This is a genomic window from Pedobacter caeni (assembly GCF_900129215.1).
Classification (GTDB): domain Bacteria; phylum Bacteroidota; class Bacteroidia; order Sphingobacteriales; family Sphingobacteriaceae; genus Pedobacter; species Pedobacter caeni.
Genome location: NZ_FQUQ01000001.1, coordinates 261,305 through 278,682, shown reverse-complemented (window position 1 = coordinate 278,682; position 17,378 = coordinate 261,305). Strand labels below are relative to the sequence as shown.

Annotated in this window: 13 protein-coding genes; 6 read left to right on the top strand and 7 right to left on the bottom strand. The window is 42.4% G+C overall.

Translation table 11 applies throughout. The features are described from left to right. The first annotated feature begins 36 nt into the window (after positions 1 to 36). Positions 37 to 1,665, top strand: coding sequence for a sodium/sugar symporter (locus BUC20_RS01030; protein ID WP_073226281.1), 1,629 nt, complete (start codon positions 37 to 39; stop codon positions 1,663 to 1,665). Positions 1,666 to 1,819: 154 nt separating this feature from the next. Here BUC20_RS01030 and BUC20_RS01025 read toward each other — a convergent pair whose 3' ends face one another. Beyond that, complete coding sequence (locus BUC20_RS01025) at positions 1,820 to 3,421, bottom strand: hypothetical protein (protein WP_073226279.1); 1,602 nt, start codon at positions 3,419 to 3,421, stop codon at positions 1,820 to 1,822. Between the two features lie 160 nt (positions 3,422 to 3,581). Here BUC20_RS01025 and BUC20_RS01020 point away from each other — a divergent pair, with 160 nt between their 5' ends. From BUC20_RS01020 to BUC20_RS01010, 3 genes are read left to right on the top strand one after another with little or no spacing between them, the layout of a single operon-like run. Next, entirely contained in the window at positions 3,582 to 3,962 is a 381-nt protein-coding gene (locus tag BUC20_RS01020; protein WP_073226276.1) for a c-type cytochrome, read from the top strand. 11 nt (positions 3,963 to 3,973) lie between these two features. Then, complete coding sequence (locus BUC20_RS01015; protein WP_073226273.1) at positions 3,974 to 4,519, top strand: YceI family protein; 546 nt, start codon at positions 3,974 to 3,976, stop codon at positions 4,517 to 4,519. Beyond that, positions 4,519 to 5,472, top strand: coding sequence for a DUF5777 family beta-barrel protein (locus tag BUC20_RS01010; protein WP_073226271.1), 954 nt, complete (start codon positions 4,519 to 4,521; stop codon positions 5,470 to 5,472). Before BUC20_RS01015 ends, BUC20_RS01010 begins: the two co-directional genes overlap by 1 nt. 73 nt (positions 5,473 to 5,545) lie before the next feature. On the opposite strand, the gene BUC20_RS01005 is transcribed toward BUC20_RS01010, so the two are convergent. Then, complete coding sequence (locus tag BUC20_RS01005) at positions 5,546 to 6,268, bottom strand: hypothetical protein (protein WP_073226268.1); 723 nt, start codon at positions 6,266 to 6,268, stop codon at positions 5,546 to 5,548. A gap of 319 nt (positions 6,269 to 6,587) precedes the next feature. Here BUC20_RS01005 and BUC20_RS01000 point away from each other — a divergent pair, with 319 nt between their 5' ends. Continuing rightward, on the top strand, positions 6,588 to 7,496 hold the full coding sequence (locus BUC20_RS01000; RefSeq protein WP_073229331.1) for an EamA family transporter: 909 nt from the start codon (positions 6,588 to 6,590) through the stop codon (positions 7,494 to 7,496). Positions 7,497 to 7,674: 178 nt separating this feature from the next. Continuing rightward, entirely contained in the window at positions 7,675 to 9,087 is a 1,413-nt protein-coding gene (locus BUC20_RS00995; protein WP_073226265.1) for a hypothetical protein, read from the top strand. A 63-nt stretch (positions 9,088 to 9,150) separates the two neighbouring features. Here the strand turns inward: BUC20_RS00995 and BUC20_RS00990 are convergent, their stop codons facing one another. From BUC20_RS00990 to BUC20_RS00970, 5 genes are all read right to left on the bottom strand, one after another. Beyond that, positions 9,151 to 10,551 carry a SusD/RagB family nutrient-binding outer membrane lipoprotein gene (locus BUC20_RS00990; RefSeq protein WP_073226263.1) on the bottom strand — a complete coding sequence of 467 codons (1,401 nt, stop codon included), beginning with the start codon at positions 10,549 to 10,551 and terminating at the stop codon, positions 9,151 to 9,153. A gap of 18 nt (positions 10,552 to 10,569) precedes the next feature. After that, a complete protein-coding gene (locus BUC20_RS00985; protein WP_073226260.1) occupies positions 10,570 to 13,575 on the bottom strand; it encodes a SusC/RagA family TonB-linked outer membrane protein in 3,006 nt (1,001 codons plus the stop codon). A gap of 151 nt (positions 13,576 to 13,726) precedes the next feature. Further along, positions 13,727 to 14,047, bottom strand: coding sequence for a hypothetical protein (locus tag BUC20_RS00980; RefSeq protein ID WP_073226257.1), 321 nt, complete (start codon positions 14,045 to 14,047; stop codon positions 13,727 to 13,729). A gap of 188 nt (positions 14,048 to 14,235) precedes the next feature. Beyond that, complete coding sequence (locus tag BUC20_RS00975; RefSeq protein WP_234994418.1) at positions 14,236 to 15,783, bottom strand: alpha-N-arabinofuranosidase; 1,548 nt, start codon at positions 15,781 to 15,783, stop codon at positions 14,236 to 14,238. 162 nt (positions 15,784 to 15,945) lie between these two features. Further along, on the bottom strand, positions 15,946 to 17,361 hold the full coding sequence (locus BUC20_RS00970; protein ID WP_073226253.1) for an APC family permease: 1,416 nt from the start codon (positions 17,359 to 17,361) through the stop codon (positions 15,946 to 15,948). Positions 17,362 to 17,378 lie beyond the last annotated feature (17 nt).

The following is a 17,378-nucleotide window of genomic DNA, read 5'->3' as shown; positions in this document are numbered from 1 at the left end:
CATCAAGCCAAATATAAATAGAGCCAAGCCTAAACCATGAACCAACTACAAACTTCAGACTATATTGTTTTTTTTGTTTACCTGATCGCCGTATCTGCCTATGGCTATTATATTTATCATAAGAAAAAGTCCAGCAACATCAGCTCAAAAGACTTTTTCCTCGCCGAAGGTTCTTTAACCTGGTGGGCAATCGGAGCTTCCTTAATCGCATCAAACATTTCGGCCGAACATTTTATCGGAATGTCAGGTTCAGGCTTTGCACTGGGGCTCGCCATTGCTTCTTACGAATGGATGGCAGCAGCCACTTTAATCATTGTGGCCATCTTTATCATTCCGGTTTACCTGAAGAATAAGATTTTCACCATGCCGCAGTTTTTATCGAAGCGGTACAACGATAAAGTCAGCACGGTAATGGCCGTATTCTGGTTACTGGTCTATGTATTTGTGAACCTGACCTCCATTATTTATCTCGGTGCACTGGCCATTTCGTCGATATCTACACTCAGTTTTGAGTGGTGTATTGTTGGACTGAGTATTTTTTCAATGGTAGTAACCTTAGGGGGAATGAAGGTGATCGGTTATACCGATGTGATCCAGGTGATTGTATTGATCCTTGGCGGTTTGATCACTACCTATCTAGCACTTTCCCTGCTTGCTCAGGAGTATGGATTTGGTCAGGATATTTTCAAAGGGCTTTCCGTATTAAGGACTGAAGCCCCTGGGCATTTTCATATGATCTTTGATTCTTCTCATAAGTATTATAAAGAACTTCCTGGCCTCTCTGTACTGATTGGGGGTATGCTGATCAACAACCTCGCCTACTGGGGCTGCAATCAATACATTGTGCAACGGGCTCTGGGTGCCGACCTTAAAACCGCGCGTAAGGGAATTTTATTTGCCGCATTTTTAAAACTGCTCATTCCGGTAATTGCCGTACTCCCGGGAATTGTGATGTATGTGCTGCACAATAAAGGGCTGTTTCATGCGGAAATGTCTGATGGAGGAATGGTTAAACCAGACCATGCTTATCCGACACTAATGAATTTACTACCACCGGGTGTAAAAGGGATTGCATTTGCTGCACTTACCGCAGCGATCGTTGCTTCTCTGGCAGGTAAAGCAAACAGCATATCGACCATTTTCTCTCTGGATATTTACAAGAAATACTTTAAAAAAGAGGCCACCGACAAAAAGATGGTAAGCGTAGGCCGATGGGCAGTGGTGGTGTCACTTACTGTTGCAGCGCTGGTTACCCCTGCCCTGAAATCACTGGATCAGGCTTATCAGTTTATACAGGAATATGTAGGATTTATTTCTCCCGGCGTACTGGCCATTTTCTTACTTGGCTTTTACTGGAAACGTACTTCAGCTGCAGCAGCCATGACCGGAGCCTTATTGACGATTCCCATTTCAACGGTGTTGAAGTTCCTGCCGGTATGGACAAACGGCGCATTTCCTGATTACCCATTTCTGGACAGAATGACCATTGATTTTGTGTTAATTGTGATCATTATGGTAGTGATCAGTCTGTGGAAACCAGAAAAAGAAATTGACCGGAAGGCCATAGAAGTGGACACTGCGATGTTTAAAGTCAGCACCGGATTTGTCATTGCTTCCCTCCTTATTATGGGCATACTGACTGCACTATACACTGTTTTCTGGTAAAAAACGGCATTCTCATTGTTTATAAATCATTAAACTTCCTGTAATTATGAAAAGTCAATAATTACAGGAAGTTTAACGATTGTAGGAAATTTAATGGTTAGGTAAAATTTAATGATTTATAAAAACTGAGGATGAATTCAGGACACTGAAATGTTTAAGGCTTTTTTTTCGGTGTTTTCAAGAGAAAATCTCCAAGCTTATTTAAGGTTTCCATTGACCTGGCTGCTTTTTGTTTTTCTCTTTCTATCTCATCCAGCCTTTCCTGTTCTTTCTGTCTTGCAGCATCAGCTTGCTTTTGCTCCTGCATGGCTAACTGCTGCATTCTGACTGACCGGTCCAGGAACCAGATCTCATCAAAGTCCATAGGCGACTGAACCACTTTCCCGTCCATTTTTATCAGGTAAATGTATTTCGAACTGAAACTGCTGTTTTGATATTGTGAAAGGAGGTTTTTCAGGTATTGGGCGTCTTTGGAATAAAGGTACATTGCAGTGCTGTTGTTGTCCTTTAGGGAAACATTGTAATCAAAGATGCATACTGCAATTGGGGTATTGGGCGGTTTAAAATAAAATTTAAGTTTATCAGCAAGCGGATCAGAAACCCATTTTTTTAAGACCTCATCATGCTTTAGACCATTTACATAATTATTCGATATCGTCCGAATTACCTGCTCCTTCGGGCCCGATTGATAAAGGGAAGCCAGATCATCGAAACCTGGGGCTTTTGTGTTTTCCAACCTTCCGGACAAATCTGTCTCCAGTGGTTTGACATCAAATAACATATACTTTGCGCTGGAATAAACGCTGCAACGGATGTGATTAAGTGCATAAAAATCGGAATTGGATTCTGTGTTGCTACCCGTTTTTGGCCATTGCAGGATGCCCGTGTTTTTTTTCAACCTGGAAAAGGTGATGGGATCTTTACAGGTCAGATCTATGCTTTTCAGCCTCCATAATGCTGAAGTATTAATGGTGACGAAAACTGAGTTGCTGAAATAGTAACTCCGGCTATAGCCCGACAATTCCCCGTCCATCGCAAAGCTTTGCTCGCGGTCCTGGTAAAGGAGGTTTATGCCCATCTTTTTCATAAATTCAATGATGGCATAACCGATATCATCGGGATTGTCATATACGCTGAGGTCCTGAGCATTGAAGGGTCTGACCTCTTTAGGAACATAGTTATAAAGCCCTACCCGTTTCATACTAAGGGCCAGCACCAGCTGATTGGTCTGCTCGCCATCTTCATTCAGCGCAAGATACGAGAAGCTGGTTCCCACGAGATTTCCATTTCTAAAAGTAGTGTCAGACTCCGTCTGGCCGATCACCGCCCAGCCAGCAAAGCCCAGCATTTTTTTTATGGATTTGAATTGTTTTACATTGCCAGTACTCAGTTCAAGGGAGATTTCAGTGATGTTGTCGCCCTTATCGGCAACAACTGATGCATTGAGTCCTTTGTCAAAGATCAATCGCCTGGAAGTGGTGGCCATGCTGTTGAGTTTTTTGCCCTTTACATCATACTCATAAGTAGCTGTTTCCTGAATGTCTTTGAGTGTAATCTGGAGTTTTTTGAGTTCATCGTTGATGATCTGTACAGCTCCATCCGGCGTCTGGCTAAAAAAGTCTGTTTTGCTGAACACAGGTTCTTTAACCGATTCTACCTTCCCCTTGGGCTTTACGACCGCCTTTTTGACTTGCGCATTTAAAGGGTTGAAAAACATTGCTACCAATAGGGAGATGGTTAGAATGAGCCTTTTCATAAGATGTTAATTTACCTATATAATTTAGTCATTATTTGAACAAATTCCAAAAAAAGCTGATTGCTTAAAATATATTTCTGCGGGGGCAAGCAACCATCAACTATGGTTTCACGTAACATTTATTAAATGAACACATTTTTCAACCCCTAATCATTCCGCTATGAAAATCAAATTAAAAACCGGGTGGCCTACCCGAACTCCGGTCTATCTGGCCCTGACGCTCCTCTATTTGTTGTTGTTCAGCTGTTCTAAAAGACAGGCTGCCGAGATGAAGCCGGAGCCGCCGGAAAAACCAACGTCAACAGTTACCTACGCCAATTTTACCCAAGCCCTGTTTCAAACCAAATGTGCCGGATGCCATGCTCCGGGAAGAGGTGCAGCGGCAATCTGGACGTTCAACGGGCTGAGTTCTGTGACCAGCAGCCAAACCAGAATCAAACAGGCGGTATTGGTCAACAAATCCATGCCCCGGGGTGGAAGTCTTTCTGCTGCAGAGCTGAAGTCCTTACAAGAATGGTTCGATAATAACATGCCTGAATAATCCGGACGACCATGAAAAACACCTGTCTGTTTATTGCATTTATCCTGATCAGTTGTTCAGTAAATGCGCAGCAAATCCTGATCTGTAACAACGCCAAAGTATCTTTTTTCTCGAGCACGATCATGGAGGATATTGAAGGGAAAAGTGCCACCGGAGGTGCGGTAATAGACACCAAATCGGGCAACCTCATTTTCAAAGTTAAAAACACCTCTTTTCAGTTTAAAAAGAAACTGATGCAGGAGCATTTTAATGAGAATTATATGGAGTCTGATAAATATCCGCTTTCCGAATTTAAAGGAACGATTAAAGATCCGGTCAATATGGCCGCAGATGGCACCTATAAGGTAACCGTAGAAGGGAATCTGAACATTCATGGCATCAGCAAAGCATACAGCACTCAAGCCGACCTGCTGATCAGCAAAGGAACGCTGAATGCCACGGCAGTCTTTAAAGTGAAAATCGCTGAACATGACATTAAGATTCCAAAGCTTGTATTTAAAAACATTGCTGAATACGTTGAAGTCCGTATTCAGGCCACCTTTTTACCTAAAAAATAATGAAGACACAAATAGCTAAACCACAGATCATCATTTTTTCTGTCCTGTTGTTGTTGAGTGCCCGGACGGCATTTGCACAGGAAGAACTCGAAAAGGAGCTCGCAGTTCCTTCTGTTAAAAATGAGAAAGTAAAGGCGACTTTCAAATCCACCAAACTGATCAACGGGCATACCAATGAAACCCTTTACAAGAATGAGCTTGATTTTAAGGTTGACCACCGTTTTGGAGACATTGCAGGTAATGACGGGGGAATCCGGAAGTTTTTCGGATTAGACAACTCCACTGATGTCCGCATTGGATTTGAATATGGGATAACTGATAACCTGACCGTAGGTCTGGCCAGAGCAAAAGGCGCTACAGCAGTGCAGCAACTCTATGAAGGGAGCCTGAAATACCGGTTACTGCAACAAACTACGGATGACCATATTCCATTTGCGGTTACCTTATTTGGAAGTAACACGATTGCAGCGGTATCCGCCAATAAGGATGATCCAGCCTCTCCTATTGCTTATGATGGCTTTAAAGACCGTCAGAATTGGGTGGCCCAAATCATCCTGGCCAGGAAGTTCAACGCTAACCTATCCTTTACCCTGACCCCAAGCTATGTACACCGGAACTTTACCGCCTTCCGTGATCAGAATGATATGTTCGCGATTGGTGTAGGTGGCAGGATGAAGTTTAGCCGCCGGATGGCAATTGTGATAGATTACTTTCTGCCATTCCGGAATAAGGCAGACAAAGCCTATCTGGAAGAGGTTACCGCCACTAAATTTTACAACCCTCTGGGTATAGGATTGGAAATGGAAACCGGAGGACACGTATTTCACCTGAACTTTACGAATGCAACCGCGATCCAGGAGATGCAGTTCATTCCACAAACCACAAGTTCATGGCTCAAAGGGCAATACCGCTGGGGATTCAGTATCTCCAGAAGATTCTCATTTGCCAAATAAATTTTGAGAGCGGGCTTCAAGCCTGCCAATTTGAATAACATATAGCTCTGTTTTTCTTAACAGAAAAACGGAGCTATTTCTTTGGTTTACGTGTTTCTAATGTCAGTGGCATTAATTTACCTTCATATAGACCTATGACGGTATTGCTTTTGAACAGTGCAACATCCCATGGTTCAAATCCCAGGATCAGAATATAATTACCATCAGCTACCCATTTGTATTTTTTTGGCTTTTCCCTTTCATCAATAACAAATGTCTTTTCTGTTGTGCCTACCTCTTTCCAGGAGGCGATTTCTACATTTTCCTTGTCGAAACTAAAGGCAGAATACTCATTATCATACAAATTAAGCGCATAAGTTTTCCCGATCACCGTATCTGCCGGTTGTAATGGTTTACGCTCCTTAAATATCAGTCGTTTGTTTTTGGAACTTACAAAACCATTGCCATTGATTTTCAGGCTCTTCAGCTCATTATCATCACTCAAGCCCTCTAACTGGATCAGGTCATTGCGCTTCTGCCATTTATAATAGCTCCAATCATCATCCACACTTGCAACAGCGTAAGTTTGACCATCCACACGTTCGCTGTAAATGATGTAGCTTAATACACCTACCCGATCCTTCTTAAAATCAAGTATATCATATTCCCATCTATTTTTCTCAACGTTTCCCTGTTTCAGGACATCGTGACTTTTTAATGCCTTATAACTTTTACCTGTCTGCGCCTGGGCTATCATACTGTAGAGTAATAATGAGATCGCATAAAAAAGTTTTGTTTTTAAAGCCTGGTTCAGCATCGTCTGGTCTTTTTACAAAGATAACCAGTAGCACAGCCCATAAAATACCTGTATCCAGGGATATTTATGCTTTTGGGAATCTCTCCTTAATTCCTGTTAAATGAGAGATTTATATTTTATATTTGATTTCAAATAAATGATATGGGACTTCTATTTTGTAATACCCCTCCGCCAAACGTTATTTTGCTTGCAAAATAACCAGCTGTAAACTTCAGTCCTTTACCTGAACAGACATCCCATTGATGCCTGGGGTTGTTTTGCAATGCATGTATTTTCTTCATTATTCTTAGGATTAACAGCATTTAAAACAACTCAATTCATGATTAAAATTAAATATATCATCATGGTTTTTGCCGGAGCATGCAGCTACGGTTTCTTATCAACTTTTGTAAAGTTGGCGTATAAAGAAGGCTACTCCCCTTCCGAAATCTCCTTTTCCCAAGCCTTCATTGGTATGATTGCCTTATGGTTACTGGTATTGATATCCGGTAAAAAGAATGGCAATGTGGCCATCAGAACCGGAAACTGGTCGTCATTTTTAGCACTTCTCTTAACAGGCATCACCATCGGACTGACCACCTTTACCTATTATGTTTCTGTTAAATATATCCCTGCTTCTGTGGCTATTGTATTTTTGATGCAATTTGTATGGATAGGCGTATTCCTGGAATGGCTTGTATTTAAAAAGAAACCAACACCAATGCAGCTGATGACGGTTCTGTTAATTATCACAGGAACAGTTCTGGCTAGTGGAATGCTGACCGAATTTAAAACAAACCTGTCCCTGAAAGGGATCTTGTATGCTTTACTTTCGTCCTTACTATATGCCATTTATATTGTGGGCAACAGCAGGGTTGGAAAAAGTGTTGCAGCATTACAAAAAAGTGCGATCATTGTAACCGGTTCGGCAGCAGGGATCTTCTTTTTTAATGTACAGGCACTTGCGGGCAGCGCGCATATCCTGGATCCTGATTTGGGAAAATGGGCTCTTTTTCTCGCTTTGTTCGGAACGATCATCCCACCGGTTTTATTTGCCAAAGGCATATCACAGATTGGTGCAGGTATCAGTGCAATCATTATGGCAGTAGAGCTTCCGGTAGCCATCGTCTGTTCTTACGTGATCCTCAAAGAACAGGTCAGTTTCTTACAGTGGACAGGCGTGCTATTGATGCTGTTGTCCATTGTTTTGTTAAATATCCCCGCAACAGAAAAGGACAAAGGGACCTAAATCCCGTAAATGATATATGATTTCTTTAGCACATGTGCAGGTTCGCTTTTCTTAACGGAAAAGCGAATCATGAGCATGATATCTTAGCCCCTAACCGTTACCATTTTTCACAAAAATGATCATTAATTGCCGCAACATAACGACCTTTTAATATCTTCGTTTACCTATCTACCCAATTATGAAAAGAACACTCTTATTTAACTTCCTCTTTATTTCAATATTCAATATTGGACAGGCCCAGGAAAAATATGCTGACATACAAAGCAAGGTTAAAACCGTAGTAAATAGCTATTCGTCTGCTGACCCCAACTATAAGTTCTTGAGTACGATGCTCACAGGTTTTGAGAAATCTAAAAAACTAAGCCTGTCCAATTTCTCAAAAGATAATGTAGGTATTGCGATTGTACTTTCAGACCCGGAAGCTAAACTTGTTGTTTTCCCTGCAAAATATAGGTTCGACAACGATAAAATTAATGTTTCGGCAATCCGCTCGAGATCAACCGGGGGCTTAACGGAAGATATGAAAGAATATGTTCAAAAGTACCTCTACAAGATGGAAGAAGTAGGTCGTACAAAATTCTTCAGCGTATTGCTAAGGAACAGACCCGAAGTACAGGGAACTTTTACGCAGAACCCAGCTGAGTTTATTGTAAATGAACCAAATTCAATATCATTTGTTCGCGGAGACGAGAACTGGATGTATGTGATCAGCATAGACAATCAATATAAAAGTCAGGAGAAACCCCGTGTGATTATATATGCTTTTAAGATCAGTATTTCTGGTGAGGATATTTTTAATACCGGAAATTCCGTTAAAGAAATGGAGCAAAGGCGGATTACCAGAGTTGGTGAGGAGAAGACTGACAGAGAAAAGTTTCCCTTATTCCATGATTTCAGAACGGATGATATCCGGCAATTATTAAAAGAACTGGTTCAGAACGAGTCTTTTAAATCAAATCAGGAACTACACAAAAACATAGAGAAGTTAGACACTAAAATCACGCGGTTTAACCTGAAAGATTATGTTCCCCAGTTTAATTACTTTTTAACCCTGGATTTTTCGACCTTCAAAAAGAAAGATCAGTTTGAGATCAACGAACTCTTAAACATACAACATTTGTCGGCCCATGCTCTGGCGGATTATTATTTGTCGCAGGGAAATTACGGACAGGCCATTGATTTTTATAAAAAGGCAGCATTTGATTTCCGTTACGAAGTGTCAAGCGGAACCACTTATATCAAAGATATGGAACGGATCATTTATGACCTTTCAAAAACATGTTATAAAGCCGGCAGGAAAGATGAGGCTTATGGATATTTACTGGGATTAATCATCGACAGTCAAAGTAACCAGGAGCTTGCAACAAAGGAATTAAAGTCTTATCTGTCAGACGAAAAAGAAAACAAAAAGAAGTTTAAAAGCGATCTGGATCGCGCCATGAAAACCATAAAAGCAGGTAAGAATGGGTATAGCCGTACTTTCACCTTCAGAAATAAAGAGGTATTTTTCTATCCTATGATGGCTGGTTCCCAGGCAGAATATCAACAGCAAATGAAAAACACTGAAATTTATAACTATTTAACACAATAGGATCAGTAAACACCGGCGTAAAAAAAGAACCTGTTCATGACTTTGAACAGGTTCTTTTTGCTTTTAAAGGTTTCTATCCCACCATACCCTATCAGTTAATTTTGCGTTCTGTTGTGGCTGTGGGTTGGAGATGATTTCCGTATTTGGGTATAATACCCTGCGTGGAATCTCCGAGAGGGCATTTTTAACTTTTGTTAATAACGGAAATCCGGTCCGCCTCCAGTCTGTGTAATTCTCTGCATTCAGAAAGTTCGAAATGGATTTTTCTTCGATAATCAATCTCAGGGCGTTTGCGGTGGTTAAATTCCCGCGACTGCTCAGGTAAGCATTTGCATCGCTATTGCTGACTCCTACTTTTGCCATATGTGCGTTTACGGCCTCCGTGTATATCGGCTGAGCTGCTGTAGCACCTGATAAGATTAGAGTGGCCTCTGCCTTTATAAACAAAGCTTCTGTATAGTTCAGCAGGTAATTAAATGCATTTGGGGCGGCATAGAAATTTGCCGGAATAGAATAGGATTCCAGACTTCCGATTTCGTCAAGACCAGCTTCCCGGCCTGTATAAAGTCCCGTTTCTTTTGCCGGTGCGATCATTTTGGCCAGTCTGGGATCATTTCTTGTTTTAAATCCATCTACAAATGTATTGGCAAGGACCAGTGTACTGGCCGGGAGGAAATTTTGCTGCCATGGGTTTTCTGTTCCCGGAGTGCCTACAAAAACCATTTTCAGGTCATCCGCATTCGTGGTCATTCCATTGCTCAATGCAGTTAAGGCCAGTTGAGCTTGTGTTGCGGCATTATACCCCGGGGCTTTAGTCAGGTGCATCAGGTAGCGGGCCTTTAAAGTATAGGCCAGTTTCTTCCATTTATCCATATCTCCATTATAGAAATAATCGTCACTACCTGGTTTCAGGCCAGCCTGTTTTGTGATATCTGCGATCCCCTCTTCCAATAAGGCGTTGATTTGTTTGTATACAGACTCCTGGCTGTCGTATACCGGCGTCAGATTCCCTTTGCCAGCAAATGCTGCGGAGTATGGGATATCTCCCCAGGCGTCGCTTGCTGTACCTATACAATAAGCGGTTAAAATCTTGGCAATGCCGGAATAATTGGCGTTGCCATTCGCTGCCGCTTTGCTCTTAAGTAGAGCAAGGTTATTGAGTGTCCGTACATACATGTTGTTCCAGTCGCCATCCATATCCTGGCTATACATTAAATAGGTGCCGAAATTTGGGGCTACCTGATTCAGGGCGATCACCTGTATATACTGCTGCAAAACGATGCTTAAGTTTCCATCACCAGCCGCATTTATATTTTGGGAGATCAGCATTTCTATTGGTGCCAGCATTAACGGTTCAGTTACATTGATCGGCCTGTTGGGGTCTTCATTTACATCAATATATTTCTTACAGCCTGAGCTAATCATAAGGCTGATGACAGTTAAAATCAGATATATCTTTTTCATCTTGATCGTATTAATAAATTACAAGGTTAACTTCAAACTAAAATCAAAGGAGCGCGATGTGGGTGTAGAGAAGGAGTATATTCCCTGCGATCCGTTGGACGAACCAAATGAACTTACTTCAGGATCGCCACCGGTAAAATGTGGCGCATATATCCAGAGGTTACGACCGGTGATGTTGAAAGAAATTGCCTTAAAAGGGCTTTTTGCAATCCATGAGGGTTTAACAGTATAACCAACGCTTACATTTCTCAATTTAACGTAAGTACCATCCTGAATTACGGATTCCAGTATTCCGTTGATGCGCTGGTAATAGCTCTGCCCGTTTACTTCCACCTGATTCGGGTTTCCGGTATTGATATTAACGCCTTCCACTACCCTTGGGCCACGGTTTTCGGTTACTTTCGGTGTTCCATAAAAGTATCCGTAGCCGTCCACGTTGTTCTGGATGTCGCCACCTTTTTTTACATCAAAAGAAAAACTGAGGCCGAATTGTTTGTACCTGAAATTATTTACCAGGCCACCCATCCAATCCGGGTTGATGTCACCTATAATTCCTTGTCGCCCGGCTACCAACGGCAATCCACTATCATCAATGAGCAATTTTCCTTCTGCATTTCTGTCGTATCTCGTTCCATAGATTACACCGTATGGCTGGTTTAATATGATATTGGTGAAGCCATTTCCAATCTGCTGTAAATCCCCATAGATCGCCAGCACCTTATTTCGGATACGGCTATAATTCAGGGTGAAATCCCAGCTAAAATTTTCTGTTTTCACCGGCTTCACATTTAGCAGGACCTCTATCCCGCGATTGCGCATTTCAGCAGAGTTTACACTCGTGGAGTTATACCCTGTTGAAGGGGCAATTGCTACATTCGGAATGATGCCATCTATTGTTTTTTTATTGAAATAGGTGACCTCCAGGTTAATCCTGTTGCGGAAAAACCCGGTCTCCAGGCCCAGTTCAATTTCGTTGATCCGTTCATTTTTTAAATTGGGATCATTTAATACAGGGCTGATCAAAAATCCCGACTGTCCGCTATAAGGAAAAGCAATGTTCCTTACCGTCTGACTTTCAAAAGGGTTCAGTAAGCTATATGCTCCTATACTTGCGTTTCCAACAGTACTATAGGAAAGTCTCAGTTTACCAAAATTCATAACATCTGAGAATCCCGATGAGAAGAAATTGGAGAAGATGAAGCTTGTTGCCACAGAGCCATAAGGATACATGTTGCTCTTTTTCGCCAGCACAGAATTTCCATCATACCTACCGGTCAGAGACAACACCAAAAACTTTTTATAATCAATATTGGCCTGAGCATAAAACCCGATTTTCCTGCTGATGTAGCTGTCCTCTTTGTAGGTTACATTTGAGGCTGCACTCATATTATCCAGTCCGGGGACAGTAATGCCAAGCCCGTTCGCATAAATATTTTGGGTATAGGTAGAGATGATGTTATTTCCCAGCAGCAGGTCTGCAGTGAAATCGCCAAAAGTTTTGCTGGCATTCACCATAATGTCGTTGTTATACTGTCTGAAATTCACATTGTTATCGACCAGCCTGCCATTAGGATTCGATACCGAAAGTCTCGATTCCTTATATTTATCCTGTTCCACGTAAACATCCGCTCCAAAGCGCTCAGTGATCGTTAACCAGCTTAATGGTTTATAGTCGGCTGTAAAAGTTGGGATGAACCTGTTTACGACCGACCTGTTCTTAATGTTATCTGTGACCCAGTAAGGGTTATTTCGGGAAAAGCGAAAAAGGCGCTGACTGCCATCCTCATTGAGCGAAGGCTGTAAATCATAGGATACCGGTGCAGAAAAGATGGTCCAAACCGGGCTTTCCAGGGCATAACCTTCCGGCAGACGGTCGTTTTTGGTATTTGCATAATTCAATGAAAAAGTCATATTGAGGCCTTTGAGCACCTCCATGCTATACTTTGCAAAAAGCGTATTCCTGTTGAATGAGGTAGACCGAACTGTTCCTTCCTGTTTCAGGTTGGAATAAGAAAGGAAATAAGAACTGATATTGCTGCCCCCATCCACACTGATGGTATTGCTATAGGTTTTTCCTGTTTTGAAAAAAAGATCAGACTGATCGTAGACCTTTGCCGGCTGTCCGTTGATTTTCAAGGTGTCCATCAGCGCTCCCCAGGAAGTACTTGTTTTTTGTGTTACTCCGTCATAATAGTTCCCGTTGGTTCCCAAAGAGTATTTATTTTGCAACTCAGGGAGCAATGGGTTTTCAAATGAAAAACCCGAGCTGATATTGAGGCTTGGTTTCCGGTTTTTCTGCCCTGCTTTAGTGGTGATGATGATCACTCCTTTTGCACCATCTGAGCCATATAAAGCTGTTGCCGCCCCTCCTTTCAGGACGTTGATGTTGTCAATAATATTGGGATCAAGATCTGCAATCCTGTTTGTTCCGGGGCCTGAATTGAGGTTCCCCCTTTCCGAATTGTCTACCGGGATCCCGTCAATGATCATTAAGGCTTCGTTATTGCCATAAAAGGAATTTGCGCCCCTCACCACAATGCGGGATGAACTTCCTGGTGTTCCCGAAGAACTCGTGATCTGCACCCCGGAGACCTTTCCTGCAATGGCATTCACGAGGTTAGGCTCTTTGGCCTGTGTCAGCTGATCACCTTTTACTTCCTGTGAGCTGTAGGTCAGGATTCTCTTTTCTCTTTTGATGCCCAGCGCTGTGACCACCACTTCATTCAGGTCCTGCAGGTCGCTTTTAAGAACAACCGTAAAATTTGACTGGTTGTTAAATACAACTTCTTTAGATAAATAGCCAATGCCTGATATGATAAGCGTGGCCGGAGCAGCATGCTGCAGGCTAAAATTACCATTTGCATCTGTGGCTGTCCCCAAGGAAGTGCCTTTTACTTTGATCGATATACCTGGTATACCGCCTCCGGAATCATCAGTTACTTTCCCTCTGATGACGTTGGTTTGTGCTTTTGCAAAGTTGATTGCAAAAGCACAAATAAGTAAGATAATTAATTTGATTTTCATCCCTGTTGGTTTTTGGTTTAGTATTCAACCAAAACTAGAGGCAAAATCGCAGATAGATACTGAGCATATTGTCCGATATTCCCAGAATATTAACATTTATGTTACAAGCAGGAAATCATTTCAGATCAGTAACCGGTTTTGTTATTCATTGTTATTCTTCCTGAACATAAGGGCTCAGGGCAAACAGAAGATCGGGTCCATCAGCCATGGTAACCGTGCATATAATGTCGTACATCCCTTTTTTAGAGAAAACAACATCAATTGCCCGATCTCCTGCATACCAAACCGTTGATCCTCCTTCCGGCCCTACAACGGTCCAGGTATAATAAAGTGCCCCTGGAATTTCGTCAATGTAATAACCGTAAGAATCGCCATTGTTGTACACGGGCAAATCCGGATTGGTTGCTTTCACTTGTGCATAAATACTCGTACAGGCAAAAGACAGGAACAGAACAAATAATAACTTTTTCATAATTAATGGGTTTAAATAAGTGGAAACAATTTGCCCTATTGCAAATCTTATTTAAAACTAATTTTAATATTCTTCTGAAAACTCATGCAAATTAGCTGAGTAGTAAGTTATTTTACCGATATCTTCCTGTCTGATCCTACTTAGAAATACGGGACGGTTATTTCTTTGCAACTGTGGGGGTAAAATCATCATTTCAATTCCAGGACGACTACTGAAAACGGGGGAAGTTTAAGGTTCAGTTTTCCATCTTTCAATACTGCTGCCTGATAAGCCACAGGCTTAATGGCCTCCGGGTTTTCGAACGTATTGTGGTCATCAACTTTCGCTGCTGTCAGGATGCGCCCGGAAACAGATTTATAAGCTTTTCCGCTGAGGTCAATTTGCAAGTCTTCCCCTTTATTTTTATTGATGTTGACTACAGAAACATGTGTTAGTCCGGCAGCATCCTTTGAAGCTGACACAGAAACGGAGGGTAATTTTTCATTGCCAAAAACATAATCAGTTGTTTTAACCACTACCGGAATCAGTGTTGCATCCTGATGCACCTTATACATCTCCATGATGTGGTAAGTTGGAGAAAGCAGCATTTTTTCTCCGCTGGTCAGAATTACGGCCTGTAAAACATTCACACACTGGGCCAGGTTGGCTATTTTAACACGGTCACTATGGTTATTGAAAATATTTAAAGTAGCGCCTGCGATCATCGCATCACGCATGGTACTCTGTTGGTATAAAAATCCCGGGTTTGTTCCTTTTTCTACATCATACCATCCACCCCACTCATCCACTACAAGACTGATTTTCTTTTTGGGATCATATTTATCCATGATTGCGGTATGTCTGGTAATCAGCTCCTCCATACGTAAAGCACTTTTCATGGTATCAAAATATTGCTGCTCGGTAAATCCTGTTGCAGGGCCTTTTTTATCCCAGTTCGGGACTGAATAATGGTGTAAAGCGATGCCGTCCATCATATTCAGCGGAATTCCTTTCATCAAAGTCTCTGTCCAATGGTAATCATCACCGTTGGCCCCTGAAGCTATTTTATATAGGTTTTTTCCTTCCATAAAGGTTGCATACTTGCGGTATTCACCCACATAATATTCGGAGGTCATATTACCTCCGCAACCCCAGGCTTCATTTCCTACACCCCAGAACTTTACCTCCCATGGTTTTTCCTGTCCGTTTTTAACGCGCAGGTCGGACATCGGGCTCCGGCCATCAAAATTCACATACTGCACCCAATCTGCCAGCTCCTGAACGGTTCCACTTCCGGTATTTCCGGCCAGGTAAGGCTCTGTCCCCAGCAGCTTACACATATTCAAAAAATCGTGGGTTCCAAAACTATTGTCTTCCGTTACTCCGCCCCACATGGTGTTTACAACTGAAGGGCGTTGGTCTTTAGGTCCGACTCCATCTTTCCAATGGTAGCGGTCTGCAAAACAGCCACCCGGCCACCTCAGGTTTGGAATGCTGAGATTTTTGAGCGCGGCAATAATGTCATTTCTTACCCCTGCAGTATTCGGGATTTTTGAATTCTCGCCTACATAAAAGCCATCATAAATACAGCGGCCAAGGTGTTCGGCGAAGTGTCCGTAGATGTGTTTACTAATTTGCCCTGCAGACTGGTCTGTACGCAGAGTTACTGTCGTTTGCTGTGCGATCAGCGATTGGCTGCTCCCCAGAATAAGCAGGGAAAGGCCAAGCTGATGAAATAGTTTTTTTTTGAACATCATGATACTTAGGGTGATGGTTGATTAGTTATCGAATGTATACAATATATATTAATCGTCAAACAGACGTTTATAAATAAATATCCATTTGACGGTTAACCATCAACCGACAGGCACTTATTTTCATAAGTACCTGTGGTATACCAGGAAGTTTCAGAAAATAAGCTATGCGCGCTGGTTATTTTTAACTTTACCGATCAGAAAGTAAACCGGAATCCCGATCAGGGTGATGATCAGACCTGGCCAGGTGAAACGGGGTTTGTAAACGATCAACAGCAGGCAGAATGCAAGGCCCATAATGATATAGATGAGTGGCAGAACAGGGTATCCAAATGCCTTATAGGGACGTTCGATATCAGGCCGCTTTTTTCTCAGTATAAAAATCCCTCCTATCGTCAGCATATAAAACATCACCACCACAAAGGAGATCATATCCAGCAGATCGCCATATTTGCCACTCAGGCACCACAACGAAGCAACCAGACATTGGATCCAAAGGCCAAATGCAGGTACCGCATTCTTGTTCAATGTGCCTACTTTTTTAAAGAAAAGTCCGTCTTTCGCCATCGAATAATACACCCTCGCCCCTGCCATGATCAGTCCGTTATTACAGCCAAAGGTGGAGACCATGATCATCAATGCAATGATCACTGTCCCAGAGCCCCCGAAGATCACCTGAGCAGCCGAAACGGCTACCCTGTCTTTCTCTGCATGTCCAATGTCATGAAGGGAAAGGACCCCTGTATACATGATGTTCGTTAAGATGTATAAAACCGTCACCATGATTGTACCCAGTGCCAGGCTCAGGCCCACATTCCGCTTCGGGTTTCTGATTTCACCCGCTACAAAGGTTACATTGTGCCAGGAGTCACTGCTGAAAATAGAACCCACCATGGCTGCTGCAATTGCGCCAAAAGCGGCCAGTGTAGTATAAGAACCTATCCCTGCTGATCCTGCAAGAGGTTTCAGTTCCCAGGCATCTTTCCAGTTGAGCTGCCAGATATCTTTCTGCATAAAAAACAATCCAAATACAATCAGGCCGAAAAGGCTCAGCAGTTTGGCCAGCGTAAAGAAAGTTTGTATCGATTTACCGGTGTTTACCCCCCTGCTGTTCACATAAGTTAACATCACAATCACTACAATGGCCAGCAGTTGTGCAGAAGAAATCTGTAGAAAACCAAGGTCAGCAAGGATCCTGTCTTCGCTGAATTGTGGCAATAGATAAGCTGTAAACTTAGCAAAGGCCACGCCCACCGCAGCAATTGTTGCCGTTTGAATGACCGTAAAAAAACTCCAGCCATACAGGAAACTGACCAGCGGATTGTAAGCCTCCTTTAAATACACATACTGCCCTCCTGCTTTCGGGTACATGGCACTCAATTCACCATAACTCAGGGCGGCAGTTAAGGTCATAAATCCGGTAATCAGCCAGACCACCAGCAACCAGCCTGAGCTGCCTACATTTCGGGTAATGTCCGCGCTGACAATAAATATCCCTGACCCGATCATGCTCCCTGCAACAAGCATTGTTGCATCGATTAACCGGAGTGAAGGCTTAAATTCTGTTGGTTGTTGTTTCATGAAATGTAGTTTGGCTG

What these genes read in the sequence shown, in the direction of transcription:
- BUC20_RS01030 (WP_073226281.1), top strand. Translation starts at nt 37, where the DNA reads ATGAACCAACTACAAACTTCAGACTATATTGTTTTTTTTGTTTACCTG.
- BUC20_RS01025 (WP_073226279.1), bottom strand. Translation starts at nt 3,421, where the DNA reads ATGAAAAGGCTCATTCTAACCATCTCCCTATTGGTAGCAATGTTTTTC.
- BUC20_RS01020 (WP_073226276.1), top strand. Translation starts at nt 3,582, where the DNA reads ATGAAAATCAAATTAAAAACCGGGTGGCCTACCCGAACTCCGGTCTAT.
- BUC20_RS01015 (WP_073226273.1), top strand. Translation starts at nt 3,974, where the DNA reads ATGAAAAACACCTGTCTGTTTATTGCATTTATCCTGATCAGTTGTTCA.
- BUC20_RS01010 (WP_073226271.1), top strand. Translation starts at nt 4,519, where the DNA reads ATGAAGACACAAATAGCTAAACCACAGATCATCATTTTTTCTGTCCTG.
- BUC20_RS01005 (WP_073226268.1), bottom strand. Translation starts at nt 6,268, where the DNA reads ATGCTGAACCAGGCTTTAAAAACAAAACTTTTTTATGCGATCTCATTA.
- BUC20_RS01000 (WP_073229331.1), top strand. Translation starts at nt 6,588, where the DNA reads ATGATTAAAATTAAATATATCATCATGGTTTTTGCCGGAGCATGCAGC.
- BUC20_RS00995 (WP_073226265.1), top strand. Translation starts at nt 7,675, where the DNA reads ATGAAAAGAACACTCTTATTTAACTTCCTCTTTATTTCAATATTCAAT.
- BUC20_RS00990 (WP_073226263.1), bottom strand. Translation starts at nt 10,551, where the DNA reads ATGAAAAAGATATATCTGATTTTAACTGTCATCAGCCTTATGATTAGC.
- BUC20_RS00985 (WP_073226260.1), bottom strand. Translation starts at nt 13,575, where the DNA reads ATGAAAATCAAATTAATTATCTTACTTATTTGTGCTTTTGCAATCAAC.
- BUC20_RS00980 (WP_073226257.1), bottom strand. Translation starts at nt 14,047, where the DNA reads ATGAAAAAGTTATTATTTGTTCTGTTCCTGTCTTTTGCCTGTACGAGT.
- BUC20_RS00975 (WP_234994418.1), bottom strand. Translation starts at nt 15,783, where the DNA reads ATGATGTTCAAAAAAAAACTATTTCATCAGCTTGGCCTTTCCCTGCTT.
- BUC20_RS00970 (WP_073226253.1), bottom strand. Translation starts at nt 17,361, where the DNA reads ATGAAACAACAACCAACAGAATTTAAGCCTTCACTCCGGTTAATCGAT.